Source organism: Halobacillus andaensis (assembly GCF_014636475.1).
Classification (GTDB): domain Bacteria; phylum Bacillota; class Bacilli; order Bacillales; family Halobacillaceae; genus Halobacillus_A; species Halobacillus_A andaensis.
In genome coordinates this window covers 99,295-113,048 of the sequence record NZ_BMEL01000003.1, presented here as the reverse complement: position 1 = coordinate 113,048, position 13,754 = coordinate 99,295, and the positions used below count along the sequence as shown (strand labels likewise).

At 42.4% G+C, this 13,754-nt stretch carries 15 protein-coding genes; 3 read left to right on the top strand and 12 right to left on the bottom strand.

Translation table 11 applies throughout. The features are described from left to right. Position 1: 1 nt before the first annotated feature. Positions 2–916, top strand: a complete 915-nt coding sequence (locus tag IEV27_RS11850; RefSeq protein WP_188377713.1) for a type II secretion system F family protein — start codon at positions 2–4, stop codon at positions 914–916. 42 nt (positions 917–958) lie between these two features. Here the strand turns inward: IEV27_RS11850 and IEV27_RS11845 are convergent, their stop codons facing one another. The 9 genes from IEV27_RS11845 to dppA form a co-directional block, all read right to left on the bottom strand. After that, positions 959–1,975, bottom strand: a complete 1,017-nt coding sequence (locus IEV27_RS11845; RefSeq protein ID WP_188377712.1) for an ABC transporter ATP-binding protein — start codon at positions 1,973–1,975, stop codon at positions 959–961. Then, on the bottom strand, positions 1,975–2,919 hold the full coding sequence (locus tag IEV27_RS11840; RefSeq protein ID WP_188377711.1) for a C40 family peptidase: 945 nt from the start codon (positions 2,917–2,919) through the stop codon (positions 1,975–1,977). The genes IEV27_RS11845 and IEV27_RS11840 overlap by 1 nt, the downstream gene beginning before the upstream one ends. 12 nt (positions 2,920–2,931) lie before the next feature. After that, positions 2,932–4,035 (bottom strand): dipeptide epimerase, encoded by a 1,104-nt coding sequence (locus tag IEV27_RS11835; RefSeq protein ID WP_188377710.1) that lies wholly within the window; start codon positions 4,033–4,035, stop codon positions 2,932–2,934. Between the two features lie 20 nt (positions 4,036–4,055). Continuing rightward, positions 4,056–4,976 (bottom strand): S66 peptidase family protein, encoded by a 921-nt coding sequence (locus tag IEV27_RS11830; protein WP_188377709.1) that lies wholly within the window; start codon positions 4,974–4,976, stop codon positions 4,056–4,058. 72 nt (positions 4,977–5,048) lie between these two features. Beyond that, positions 5,049–6,680, bottom strand: coding sequence for a peptide ABC transporter substrate-binding protein (locus tag IEV27_RS11825; RefSeq protein ID WP_188377708.1), 1,632 nt, complete (start codon positions 6,678–6,680; stop codon positions 5,049–5,051). Between the two features lie 42 nt (positions 6,681–6,722). Continuing rightward, complete coding sequence (locus tag IEV27_RS11820) at positions 6,723–7,718, bottom strand: ABC transporter ATP-binding protein (RefSeq protein WP_188377707.1); 996 nt, start codon at positions 7,716–7,718, stop codon at positions 6,723–6,725. A 4-nt stretch (positions 7,719–7,722) separates the two neighbouring features. Next, on the bottom strand, positions 7,723–8,676 hold the full coding sequence (locus IEV27_RS11815) for an ABC transporter permease (RefSeq protein ID WP_188377706.1): 954 nt from the start codon (positions 8,674–8,676) through the stop codon (positions 7,723–7,725). 1 nt (position 8,677) lies between these two features. After that, positions 8,678–9,610 carry an ABC transporter permease gene (locus IEV27_RS11810; protein WP_188377705.1) on the bottom strand — a complete coding sequence of 311 codons (933 nt, stop codon included), beginning with the start codon at positions 9,608–9,610 and terminating at the stop codon, positions 8,678–8,680. Between the two features lie 11 nt (positions 9,611–9,621). Further along, on the bottom strand, positions 9,622–10,446 hold the full coding sequence (dppA, locus tag IEV27_RS11805) for a D-aminopeptidase DppA (protein ID WP_188377704.1): 825 nt from the start codon (positions 10,444–10,446) through the stop codon (positions 9,622–9,624). Between the two features lie 330 nt (positions 10,447–10,776). On the opposite strand from dppA, the gene IEV27_RS11800 reads away from it, so the two are divergent. Continuing rightward, positions 10,777–11,469 (top strand): phosphatase PAP2 family protein, encoded by a 693-nt coding sequence (locus IEV27_RS11800; protein WP_188377703.1) that lies wholly within the window; start codon positions 10,777–10,779, stop codon positions 11,467–11,469. Positions 11,470–11,491: 22 nt separating this feature from the next. Next, positions 11,492–11,659, top strand: coding sequence for a YqaE/Pmp3 family membrane protein (locus IEV27_RS11795; protein WP_188377702.1), 168 nt, complete (start codon positions 11,492–11,494; stop codon positions 11,657–11,659). A gap of 195 nt (positions 11,660–11,854) precedes the next feature. Here IEV27_RS11795 and queE read toward each other — a convergent pair whose 3' ends face one another. The 3 genes from queE to queC are packed head-to-tail and all read right to left on the bottom strand — an operon-like array spanning position 11,855 to position 13,708. After that, a complete protein-coding gene (gene queE, locus IEV27_RS11790; protein WP_188377701.1) occupies positions 11,855–12,583 on the bottom strand; it encodes a 7-carboxy-7-deazaguanine synthase QueE in 729 nt (242 codons plus the stop codon). Then, complete coding sequence (gene queD, locus IEV27_RS11785) at positions 12,576–13,043, bottom strand: 6-carboxytetrahydropterin synthase QueD (protein WP_188377700.1); 468 nt, start codon at positions 13,041–13,043, stop codon at positions 12,576–12,578. The genes queE and queD overlap by 8 nt, the downstream gene beginning before the upstream one ends. Further along, positions 13,043–13,708: a 7-cyano-7-deazaguanine synthase QueC gene (gene queC, locus IEV27_RS11780; protein WP_188377699.1), complete on the bottom strand. Its 666-nt coding sequence runs from the start codon at positions 13,706–13,708 to the stop codon at positions 13,043–13,045. Before queC ends, queD begins: the two co-directional genes overlap by 1 nt. Positions 13,709–13,754: the final 46 nt, after the last annotated feature.

The window sequence follows — 13,754 nt, the reverse complement described above, 5'->3', positions numbered from 1 at the left end:
AATGACACTCTGGATCGTGATGATGTTTTCGCTAGTTACGGCAGTTCTTATTTTTCAAGTGCTTTTTAGAATCATCTTTCGTCACTCCATGGTCGTAGATCAGCGAGCTGAATTTTATATTGGTACGGTTGAAGAAGAAAAGAAATCAACTAAGAAGGAAATTTCGTCCTCTGTTGTAAATGTGACTGAGCGAGCTAAGCAAATTATTGAAAAACAACTATCCAAGGAAGCTAAATCAGAACTGGATAAAAAGTTAAGAGACGCAGGAGTTTCCTATAAGTGGACAGCTGTAGACTTCAGGTTGATTCAAATACTCGTGACATTAATTTTGATCTTCGCTGGATGGATTTTAGCCGGCGGGGCCGAGGCATCGTTCAGTTCAGGTCTCTTAATGGGCGGGGCATTGGGAGCTTTAGGTTTTTATTATCCAAACTTTTATTTAAGTGTTAAGAAAAGAAAAAGGATGGAAGAGGTTCAACGCACGCTAGCTGATTTCTTCGATATGATTAACTTGTCGATCGAAGCAGGTATGGGATTAGATGCGGCTATTTTTCGAGCGTGTCAGCAGACGAAAGGACCTTTATCCGTAGAATTTAAAAAGGCTATTGATGAAATGAGGCTGGGTAAATCCCGAAGAGAAGCGTTTACTAACTTACGAAACCGAGTACCTGTCGAAGAATTTCAAAGTATTATGACCTCCATTATTCAAGCGGATCAATTAGGAATAGGAATGGCAAAGGCTCTTCGCAGTCTTACGGTAAGAATCCGTGAACATCAGAGGCAGCTTGCGCGTGAAAAAGCCATGAAAGCACCAGTTAAGATGCTGTTTCCTATGGTATTTTTCATATTTCCTTCCATGTTTATCGTTATTTTAGGACCTGTTGTTGTCTACTTTTTAGTCAATGGATTAAGTTAAAAAGCCGAATCTTGTGTTGTACAAGATTCGGCTTTTTTAGCTTTAATTCGTGATGAGATTTGGCTGTCCTTTGATCGGTGTTTTATCTTCAATATCATCATTGTACAAGTGACAGGCGACAAAGTGGTCTTTTTCAACTTCCTGCCACACAGGCTTAACCTCCGCACAGGCTTCCATGGCAAGCGGGCAGCGTGTCCGAAATACACAGCCGCTCGGCGGATCGATTGGACTTGGAATTTCTCCTTCAATGATGACTTGTTCTCGACTGTCTTCCACGTCTGGATCAGGAATTGGAATGGCAGACAAAAGAGCCTGGGTATAAGGGTGCAAAGGTTTGTCATATAACTGTTCACTGCTTGTCAGTTCTACCATATGCCCTAAATACATCACACCGATTCGATCGGAAATGTGCTGAACCATGGACAGGTCATGAGCGATGAAAAGGTAAGTGAGACCTTTATCTTCTTGAAGACGTTCGAGCAGATTTACTACCTGGGCTTGTACGGATACATCAAGTGCAGAAATCGGTTCGTCTGCAATAATTAAATCAGGGTCTAATGCGAGCGCGCGGGCAATGCCAATACGCTGTCGCTGGCCCCCGCTGAATTCATGCGGGTAGCGGTTGGCATGATCTCGATTCAGCCCGACTTCCTCAAGTAATTCGTATACTCTAGCCATACGTTCTTTCTCCGTTTTGTAAAGCTTATGAATAATCATAGGCTCTGAAATAATATCGGCTACTGTAGAGCGCGGATTAAGGGAAGCATAAGGATCCTGGAAGATCATTTGCATTTGTCTTTTTAGTTTGAAATTTTCTTCGTCTGAAAGATGGTGAACATCTTTATCATTAAATAACACTTGTCCATCTGTCCGCTTATAAAGGTTCATAATAGTCCGTCCCGCGGTCGATTTTCCACAGCCTGATTCTCCTACGAGACCAAATGTTTCACCTTTATAAATATCAAAGTTTAACCCGTCTACTGCTTTTAGGATACGGTCTTTCCCCAGGTTAAAATGCTTCTTTAAATTGCGGACTTGCAAAGTCTTTTCTTCATTCATCATTGATCCTCCGCTTCTTTCCAATACCGTCGGGCTGAACACAGTTCTTTTTCATAGATCGTACCTTTTAAATCAATAATTTCCACTGTTTTTCCAGTTTTAGGAGAGTGAAGCATTTTTCCATCGCCGTAATAGATTCCCACGTGGTGAATATTTCCGCTTCCATTATCGTGAGCAAAGAACAATAAATCTCCGGGCTCAATGTTATCTAATTCTACCTTTTCTCCAGATAAGGCTTGATCTGTTGCATCCCGGGGGATCTGATAGCCGTTGGCTTTGTGCATGTTATAGGCAAATCCTGAACAGTCATAGCCGTAGGAGCTCATGCCTCCCCAAAAATAAGGCAAGTCGACAAACGTTTCTCCTGATTTTAGAATCGCAGCTCCGTTGCCTTTAGGAATATCTTCCTTCGATGGATAAACCGACACATCTTGTTCAGGTACATAACCGGTTCCATGAGGTGTACGGACTTTAATAAATTCTTCTTCATGAGCGAGTGCCGGTAAAGAAGTGAGGTAGCTAATATCAAACATCGGTTCACCTTTCTCATCAATAAGAAGGGTTGTATTCTTATTAACTACTGCCACTCCTTGCCCGATCCATTCATGTTCAGGAACTTCTTTTAACTGATCGATGGGTACATACCCAGGATAACCTCGATCATCTTTTATGGAAGGCTGCGTAGGGATGACTACGCTTGCCCATTTCCCTTGTACATCGTCAACGATCACTTCTTCTCCATATAAAAGCTGGGATTGGACTAAGTTTTTATCACTTAAAGCTAAACTTGTTTCATACGTCAGACTGTCTAACCACTCTTTTATTTTTGCAGGGTTGGATACACCCGGTAAATCAATGGAACGAGGAGAGTTCTCAGATGTCCATACAGTAGCGACAGGGACTTGAACTACCCACGTTGTTCGTGTGGCTTCAGCTTGCGTCATTTATGTTCCTCCTCATGTTTGTTGTGAAAGTATACGTTCTAATCGAATAGTTGTTATGCCTAACCCGTTCTTTGCTGAAAAAGAAATGTGGCGTCCTTGAAAATCGATGCCCCCATCTAAAGGATCTTCGGCAAGCATTAGAGGAGCATCGAAATCAAAACGGGTAATGTTTTTCTGACTGGCTGCGAAATGGGCAGCTGCAGATATTCCTACCTTCGTTTCAATCATGCTTCCGACCATGCAAGGGATGCCATGAGCCTCAGCCAGCTGATTGATCTTTAATGCTTGATCGATGCCTCCAGCTTTCATTAACTTAATATTTATTAAATCTGCACTTTCTGTTTGTAAAATGCGCTTGGCATCTTGAACAGAAAAGACACTTTCATCCGCCATAATCGGAGTGAAGGTGTGGTCTTTCACTTGCTTAAGTCCTTGAATGTCGTGAGCTATTACAGGCTGTTCAACGAGTTCAATATCAAAGTTCAAATCTTCCATTTTTCGGATGGCGTAAATCGATTCCTTTACGCTCCATCCTTGATTGGCATCGAGGCGGATAAGAGGGTCCTGACCTACACGCTCGCGAATAGCTCCAATTCGTTTAATATCTTTTTCAATGTCGTCTTTTCCAACTTTAATCTTTAGTACATTGAATCCATTCGCAACATACTGACTTGCATCGGCTGCCATTTGGTCAGGCTCATTGACACTGACTGTATAGTCTGTCTCGATCGACTCGTGATACCCTCCCAGGAATTGATAAAGAGGGAGGGAGCACATTTGAGAGAGACAGTCATACAAAGCCATGTCAACAGCGGCTTTTGCACTCGTATTCCCGACGACAGCATAATGAAGACTTTCAAACAATCTTTCTCTTTCTACCAACCTCTTCCCCAAAATAGCAGGTTTTAAAATACTTTCTATCGTATATTTGATGCTTGCTAAGCTTTCTCCTGTGATGACATGAGTGGGAGGAGCTTCTCCCCAGCCGATCGTACCGTCCGTGCATGTCACTTTAACAAAAATTGATTCTGCTACCGTAACGGTGCGAAGGGCCGTTTTAAAAGGAGTATGTAATGGGACAGCTATAGAGTAAGTATCGACGGATTGAATGTCCATGTAATTCTTCCTTTCTTCGTTTAAGATACGCCAGGCTGCACACTTAAAGATTTACTACTACTTGATAGAGTAGCTTTACTTCCAAGGGGCACCGCGTAATGGGGGAAGCAATGGCCAATCTTAAAACCTGAAATGACCGGCTTATTTAAGCTTGCAAAATAGTAATCAAGTACTTCCTGTAAAGACAGGGATTCTTCTCTTTTCTTTGGATCTGCATCTTTAAAGTCTCCCACAACAATTCCAGCCGCTTCATCCAATTTACCAGCTAGTTTTAGTTGACTTAAAAATGAATCAATGCGATAAGGTTCTTCCCCAACATCTTCGATTAATAAGAGACGATTCTTCGTATTGATTTCATATTTAGAACCAATCGTGTTAACGAGTAATGACAAATTACCACCAACAAGTTTTCCGGTAGCTTCTCCTTCTGAAATAACGTGTAGTGGTGATGTAGACTCTGTGTATTCAAGGAGAGTGGGGTGAAACAATTGTGAAAACATAGATTTGGAAAGAGGATCGAATTCCTTTTTGCCAACATCTGAGCTAAGCATGGGCCCGTGAAAAGTGACGAGCCCTGTTTTTTGCCGTATGGCTGTATGTAAATAGGTAATATCACTGTATCCCCAAAAGATTTTAGGGTTTTGTTTTAATAGTTTATAGTTTATAGAATCGACGATGCGGCTCGTACCAAAGCCACCGCCTGCACAAATAATGGCATCAACATCAGAATCGTCAAACATCATATGTAAGTCGTGTAAACGTTGTTCATCTGTTCCAGCTAAATAACCGTAAGTACTGGAAACGTGAGGGGCAATTTTTACATTCAAACCAAGATTGTTTAGAAAGGGCATGGCTTTTTGCAGCGATTGTACATTTGGCGGGCTGGCGGGTGCAATGACTCCAACCGTGCTGCCGTGACGTAACCGTTTGGGATTGATCATGTGGTTTTCCTCCCATTTAGTAAAAAGAAGGGGAACCCATACTAAACGTATGGGTCCTCCTCATTTCTTATTTTATTCTTTTGTAGCCCATTTCAACTCAAGGTATCCTACAGGGTGACGGACAATACCATCTACATTGTCTTTTTGAAGGAAGACTTGGTTATAGAAGTGAACTGGGAAAATCGGCATTTCATCAAATAGAATTTGTTCGGCTTCATACATATATTCGAAGCGCTGCTCTTCATCTGTTTCCTCTTTCGCTTGAGCGATTAGATCATCATATTCTTCATTAGACCAAGCTGTACGGTTCATTGAAGAATCGGTTGTAAAGCTCTCTAAGAAGTTAATTGGATCAGCATAGTCAGCCAGGAAAGAGCTGCGGGAAAGCTGATGCTCCAACGCTTTCTGGTCTTCAAGGAAGACATTCCACTCTGTGTTTTCAAGGCTTACATCTACGTCTAAGTTTTCACTATACATTTCTTGAATGGTTTCAGCGATCGCTTTGTTTGTGTCATCCGTGTTGTAAGTAAGAGTAACTTCAGGAAGCTCGTCATACCCTTCCTCTTCCATACCTTCTTCTAAAAGCTGCTTCGCTTCTTCAGGATCAAATTCAACTAACTTACCATTTTCTTCGCGGAAATCGTTTCCGTTTGCATCATTAAATCCAGGGGACACAAACCCGTGAGCAGGCTCTTCTCCCATTTTGGTTACGTAGTTTACGATGTCTTCCTGGTTTACAGCCATCGCAAAGGCCTTACGGATTTTCTCATTCTGGAAAGGCTCTTCTTCTACATTAAAACGATAGAAGCTGTTACCTGCTTGATCGTCAATCGTTACTTCTTCACTGTCTAATAGTTCATCAGCCATGTCAGCAGGGATTTCAGAGTTATCAAGATCTCCACTGTCATACATTTGGTATTCAGTATTGGAATCATCGACCATCGCAAAGTGTACTTCTTCTAATTCTACGGTATCAGCATCCCAATATTCCTCATTTTTTTCTAGAAGCATTTCATTATCATGTTCCCATTCAGCTAGAGTAAAAGGACCATTTCCTACAAAGCTGTCAGCTTCTGAAAACCACTCGTCATTTTCCTCGGCAACACTTTGATTAATTGGGAAAAAGGCTGGGTTTGAGATGATATTTAAGAAGTAGTTGGTTGGTGCTGTAAGCGTAACGTGCAGCTCTTTGTCATCAACAGCTTCAACCATCACATCGTCTTCAGAACCTTCACCGTTGTTAAAATCTTCTCCACCTTCAATAAAGTAACCTAAGAAAGCGGCAGATGAAGCTGTTTCAGGATCTAATAGACGTTTCCACGCAAATTCAAAATCTCCAGCTGTTACATCATCGCCGTTTGACCATTTCGCGTCGTCACGAATCGTGAAGGTATATTCTGTTCCATCTTCTGATACTTCAATGTTCTCAGCTGTGGCTTCCTCGGGCTCATGCTCCTCACTTAAGCGAGTCATACCTTCCATTAAGTTATTCAATACATTCCAAGAAGCGGCATCAAAACCGATTGGCGGATCCAGGGACGTTGGCTCAACCCCATTATTTAAACGAAGTGTACTTGTGTCTTCACCACTTGATTCTTCCCCATTGTCGCTTCCATCTTCTTCGCCTGCGTTTTCATCGGCCGTACAAGCAGCCAGCGCGACTACGAGTAGAACACCAAGCAAAACGGTTAACCATTTTTTCATCTTTTCTCTTCCCCTTTCAAAATTTAATGATGATTCCATTTGTTACGTTGAAGCTATATATTTTTTAGCCCTTTCGTCTTGAAGCCAGCAGTCGACAGCGTGCGTGTCGCTAAGCTCCGTTTGAAAAGGATAAACACGGGAACAAACTTCCATCGCCTTTGGACACCTTGCTGTAAAAGGACACCCTTCAGGCGGGGAGAATAAATCGGGAGGAGTTCCTACAATTGGAACTAATTTTTCTCCTTTTTGATCGAGACGGGGCACTGAATTTAATAATCCTTGGGTATAAGGATGATTTGGCCGGTAGAAAATCTCTTGTCTCGTTCCTGTTTCAATCACTTTACCGGCATACATCACAGCTATGCGATTCGCGATTTTAGCTACAACACCTAAGTCATGGGTAATTAAAATAATAGAAACGCCGGTTTCGCGTTGAATTTTTTGAAACAGCTGTAGAATTTGAGCTTGAATCGTAACGTCTAACGCAGTCGTGGGCTCGTCCGCTATTAAAAGTTCAGGTTCACAGATTAGAGCCATTGCGATGACGATTCGCTGTCTCATCCCGCCACTGAACTGGTGTGGATATTGCTTCATTCGTTCATCGGGATTTGGAATACCGACGAGATTAAGCATTTCAATCGCCTGGTCATTTGCTTGCTTCGATGAAATGTTACGATGCTGCTTTAATCCTTCCGTCAGCTGGTTGCCGATCGTTAACGTAGGATTAAGAGCCGTCATTGGATCCTGGAAAATCATTGAGATGTCGACCCCGCGTATTTTACGGACTTTTTTATTGGATAATTTCGTAATGTCCTGGCCTTTAAAGTGAATGGAACCTTTTTTAATTTTGCCAGGAGGGGAGGGGATCAGCTTCATAATGCTATTGGCCGTTACACTTTTTCCACAGCCGGATTCCCCGACAATAGCCAGGGTTTCTCCTTTGTATAACTCTAAATTAACTCCACGAACAGCTTGAACCTCACCACCGTAGGTAACAAATGAGACGTGGAGGTCTTTTATGTCGAGAATTTTTTCCATGAGGTTACCTCCTTAATTTCGGATCAAGTGCATCCTGCAGTCCATCACCTAGCACGTTAAAAGCGAACATCGTTGCTGAAATGAAGAAGGCAGGGAAGAACAGTCTCCACCAGTGCCCGGACAAAATGGTTCCTAATGCATCATTGGCCATAACACCCCAGCTGGCAAAAGGGGATTGGATGCCTAGCCCTAAGAAACTTAAGAATGCTTCAGCAAAAATAGCAGTCGGTACAGTAAGCGTCATTTGAACGATAATCGGCCCCATCGTATTAGGGAGCAGGTTTTTACGAATGATTCGTTTCGTTTTAGCACCAAACGACTGGGAAGCTAGGACGAATTCGTTATGTTTGATTTGCAACACCTGGCCACGAACAATTCGAGCCATGCCAACCCAGCCTGTCACAGTTAATGCCACAATGATCGTTAATAAGCTCGGTCCCATGACAACTAGAAGCAAAATGACAACGAGTAAGTAGGGTAAGCCGTATAAGATTTCAATAATACGCATCATAAAGCTGTCTGTGCGGCCGCCTTTATAACCTGAAATGCCGCCATATGTAACACCGATAAAAAAGTCAATTAAGGCCGCCATCAGCCCAACGAACAATGAAATTCTCGCGCCATACCACGTACGTGTAAAAACATCACGTCCAAGGTCGTCCGTTCCGAACCAGTGGGTGGAGGAAGGAGCCTGGTTTTGGTTGGACAATATTTGATCAGATACGGAATGGGGAGACAGGATCGGTCCGAAAATGGACATGAATCCTAAAAATATAAGAAAGATTAGCCCGGACATTGCTAATTTGTTCTGCCTTAGCCTGCGCCACGCATCCTGCCAGTAAGAGAGGGATGGGCGAACGACGGTTTCTGCTTGTTCTTCGTCTCTTTGTTTCGGTTGGAACCACTCATCAGGAATGTCTGAATGGTTGTTTTTCTTTTGTTTAGTAGCTGGAAGCATATCACCCACCTCCTTCGTCATGAAGTTTAATTCGTGGATCCAATAGTCCATAGGCAATATCGACTAAGAACAGCATAAAGACTAGAAAGGCACTGTAGAAAACGGTAGTACCCATGATCACTGGATAATCGCGCTGGTTGATGCTTTGAACGAAATACTTTCCCATACCTGGAATCGCAAAGATTTTTTCAATAACAAAAGTACCTGTTAGAATACCTGCCATTAATGTTCCTAAGATGGTCACGACCGGCATTAATGCATTTTTTAATGCGTGCTTTACCACGACTTTAACAGGGGATAGGCCTTTAGCCCGTGCCGTTTTAATATAATCCTGTGTTAATGTTTCAAGCATACTCGAACGGGTTAGACGGGCGATAATGGCCATTGGTCCAGTAGCTAGAGCGAGTATGGGGAGCACCATATGACTTGGTGTGCTCCAAGTCGCAGCCGGGAATAATCCCCGGTTAACCGCGAGTTCCTGTATCAGCATGGTGGCCAGCACAAAGTTAGGAATGGAGATCCCAAGTACGGCAATGGTCATGGCAATGTAATCAATAATTCCGTTATGCTTTAATGCGGCAAAAACGCCTAACGTAATTCCAGATACTACAGCAACTAAGATTGTCCAGATGCCAAGTTCTGCAGAGATAGGAAAGCCACGGCCTAATAGCGAATTAACGGTTTCAGTCGGTTGTTTAATCGATGGACCAAAATCGAAGGTGGCGATTGATTTTAAGTAAAGAACGTATTGCACAACGAGCGGTTCGTCTAAATTGAAATGAGCTTCAAGGTTACGCTGTACAGTTTCATTGGTTGATCGTTCTTCATTTAAAGGAGACCCTGGTAGCAAATTCATGAGAAAAAAAGTGAGCGTCGCTATGATTAGAACCGTAACGACCATTAAGATGAAACGTTTTAATATGTATCTGGCCATTCTTGCTCCCCCTAATTAAATGTAGTCCGCATGGCGAGCTCCGTCATGACGAGCATCGCTTGATAGGCTTCTAATATGTCTTTTGCCTGAAAGGAAACGGTTGTAGAATTAGGCTCTAATTCTGTACCTGGCATTAAATTTGCCCATTCGGCCTGTCCATAGTTTGCGAATTCGATTCGCAGCGTTGGTGAATCAGGAGGGGTTAACGGTTTAATGTTTTTTCTATTATGTATAGCTTCGGCGGTTTTCGCCTCTAACAACTCCCCGGCCTTTTTAGGTGATAAAGTTTTCACGGCTGACCTTGAAATGCTTTCTTTAACAGGAGCTGTCGTTAGGTTCGGGATTAACTGTTTAGCTTCTTGTGCTACTCGATCATCTCCGCCAACCATAATGAGCGGAACTCCATAATAGCCAGCAACGTAAGCGTTCAACCCTAATTCTCCTACGGCAACATCATTTATGTAAAAGTTACGAACGCCAAATGTCATCGAGTGAGACATGACGCCAGGCTGATCGGCGCGAGCGTGATAGCCGAGAAAAATGGCGCCATCGTACGAGTCGTCTAAACCTTGAACCATGGAATAAGGTTTTACATCCCCCGTAATAAGGAGGGCTTCAGGATGTAAATGCTCCACGAGAAGGTTATTCATTTTGGAATGGCTGTCATTTACGAGTACTTCTTCAGCCTGAAGGTCAAAAGCCGATTGAATGACAGCATTTGCTTCATTCGTCATTATTTTTCTTGCTCGTTCATAATTATGTTTGTTTGCATCTACAAAAGTCGCATCAGGTAAACCCGTGATGCCTTCCATGTCGACCGATAGGTATAGCTTCATGCAGGATCCTCCAAGCTGTATGTAAAATTAGTAATTTTCTAATAATTTTATCAACATTTTACAAAAAAGGCAATGTGAATTGAAAAAATATGACAGGAAAACCATTTCAATGATGAAAAAGTTTTTTACTTCAAGTGAGAAGTTAATATTCGCAGGTGATTTTCAAACTGACGGGTAAAACACATCGGTTCGCTTGTCATACACCCGATTTCGCCTGTAACGATCCCGCCCGTTTTAGAGTTCATCAAATGGGGAATAGATTTTTAGTCAACAGCTTAAGCTATGGATAGGCTTGCTCATAGCTTATTTTAAGAATGAGGAGGGCCGGATGTGCTATTTTCAGGGACGAAGGTTTCGGACCTCTCTAAAACATCGATTGTTATGATCGTAGTGGGGCTGCTCATAGTGGGGAGCGGGTCTTACCTATTTGCCGAGATTGCGGATGAGGTTTTAGAACAGGAAAAGTTTGCAGTAGATGCAGCAGCATCTGACATCGTGAGCTCTGTAGAGGCTTCCTGGCTGTCAAATACGATGGGATGGGTGACCGAAGCGGGATCAGTTACAGTGATCACTATTTTATCGATTATTTTATTTATCTGTCTGCTTTTCGTTATTCCATTTAGTAAATGGGTAGCCATTTACTTTGCGATCAGCATGATAGGAATAAGTTTACTGACAAAAGGGTTAAAAGTGGCGTTTGGGCGCGAGCGGCCTGACTTATTAGAGCAGTATGACGGTACTGGCTTCAGCTTTCCCAGTGGTCATACAACAGGATCGACCGTGTTTTACGGTTTTTTGATCTATCTTATTTTGATCAGTCCATTAACAAAATCAGCTAAGTGGCTGATTAATGGTCTATTCTTTGTCATTATTTTATCCATCTCATTAAGCCGTGTATATTTAAGCGTCCATTACTTTACAGATATTCTAGGAGGATTAGCTTTAGGGTTCTCCTGGCTGCTCATATGTATTGCCGCTTTAGAAATTATGCTGTGGCGAGGGAGAAGAAAGAATCTAACGTAATAAAAGAAAGGAAGTTGTGTTTATGCTCTATATTTTAGCGATATTTTTACCACCATTAGCCGTATTATTAACGGGACAATTTGGAAAAGCATTATTGAATTTACTGCTTACAATGATCTTCTTTGTACCAGGAGCCATTCATGCAGCTGTTGTTGTTAAAGAACATTATGATAAAGCAAAAGCACATTAGGCCCAGTGCCCAATGTGCTTTTTTATAGTCTAGAAAATTATAAAATTCCCAACTGTGGGTATTTAGAGTGACATCCAGATCCAGTGCCCAGACACTCGCGTCATTAGCAATCCGCCCTGCGGAAGGGAAGACCACCTTCCTCCGGCCATTTTGCTTATGCTTTTCGTGTCTACCAGGGCGCTTGCGCCTTTGTTCCTAAACGCCTCGTTTATTTCCCCATAATAAAGCATGGACTTGTGGAAGGACGCGAACATGGTTCAGTGATGCTGAGTCCATTACTTTATCAATCAGCCATTCATACTTGTTGAGCAATTCAGAAGCGAGGCGGTCCGGCTGTTCCTCTTCTAAATTATCATTTCCTACTTGCAAAAAGAAGGGAATATGAGGATAGCGCTTGTGGACCTCTTCTGCATATCGTAAGTCATCGTCATTAAAGATGACTACTTTTAAACTTGTATTTGGAAGACGCTCATGGTCAGCTTGACGCTGAACAATATCGTCAAGAATTTCCCAATTCGTTTTCATTTTTGAGCTGGGAGGTTTGGGTGAAATTGTTAAGTCATCGATTGAAACAAACCAGTCCTGCCAGCGGCTTCCTTGTGTTTCAAGTGCTACTTCAATGTGCTGCTGATGAAGCGGATCAATGAGCTCATGAAGGTTTTTTAGTAAGGCGGGGTTTCCACCTGAAATCGTAACGTGATCAAACTTCTCGCCCCCCACTTCCCGAAGCTCTGCTATAATTTCATCTGCGGTCATACGACGTACTTCTTCTTTTGCGCTTCCATCCCACGTAAAAGCTGAATCACACCATGAACAGCTATAGTCACATCCAGCCGTCCGTACAAACATCGTTTTTCGACCAACCACCATACCTTCTCCCTGGATCGTCGGGCCAAATATTTCAAGAACGGGGAACTTATTCATCTTCCATCCACTCCCGTCGTACCTCAGCATAGCTCGTAGGCGTCTCATACAGTTTCACAAATTCTACACGATAATCTTCACGTTCTTCGACTAAAGCTTCTTGCATCTTTTCGAAGATCCATACGACCATATTTTCTGCCGTAGTATTCATTTTTGGCAGCGTATCATTTAAATATCGATGGTCGAGATGAATATCAATTTGCTCTTTCCAAATGGTTTTAATGTCGCCAAAGTCAATGACGAGACCAATCTCATCTGTGTAGCCGCTGATGCCAAAAACTACCTTGTACGTATGGCCGTGAAGGTTTTTACATTTTCCTTCGTAGCAATGAAGGTGGTGAGCCGCGTCGAAAGTAAACTCTTTGCTTACAAGCACCCGTTTATTGTGATACTTGAGCTCATGTTTTTGAATGTCTTCATTGATTTTTTGAAGGTTTTCAACAATGGTAAAACCAAACATTATTCAGTCACCTCAGCTCTCTGCTTAAGGTACGTTTCTAAACCATTACGTCGCAGTTTACATGCAGGGCATTCTCCGCAGCCATCTCCACGCACGCCATTATAGCAAGTGAGCGTATATTCTCTAACATAATCAAATGCATTTAAATCGTCAGCTAATTCCCATGTCTGCGCTTTATCCAGCCACATTAATGGTGTGTGAACAACGAACTGATCATCCATTGAAAGATTTAAGGTAACGTTGAGTGATTTAATAAAAACATCTCGGCAATCAGGATAGCCGCTGAAATCTGTCTCACATACGCCCGTAATCACATGTTTTGCATCAACTTGTTTTGCCAGAATCGTTGCAAAAGATAGGAACAGCAGGTTTCTTCCAGGAACAAAGGTGGATGGAAGGTCGCCATCCTCTCCGTCTTTCACTGCAATATCGTCCCTAGTCAACGCATTTGGTGCCAATTGGCTCAGTAATGACATATCGAGCACATGATGTTTAATATTTAAATCATTTGCAATCTCTTTAGCTACTTCAATCTCTTCATTGTGACGCTGGTTATAGTCAAATGTCACCGCTTCGACTTCCTCATATTTATCTAGAGCCCAGAACAAGCAAGTCGTACTATCCTGCCCGCCGCTGAACACAACCACTGCTTTGTTTTTTTTCATAAAAAAATTCCCCTTTCAATCGTGAAAAAGAGAATTCCAGTAACCC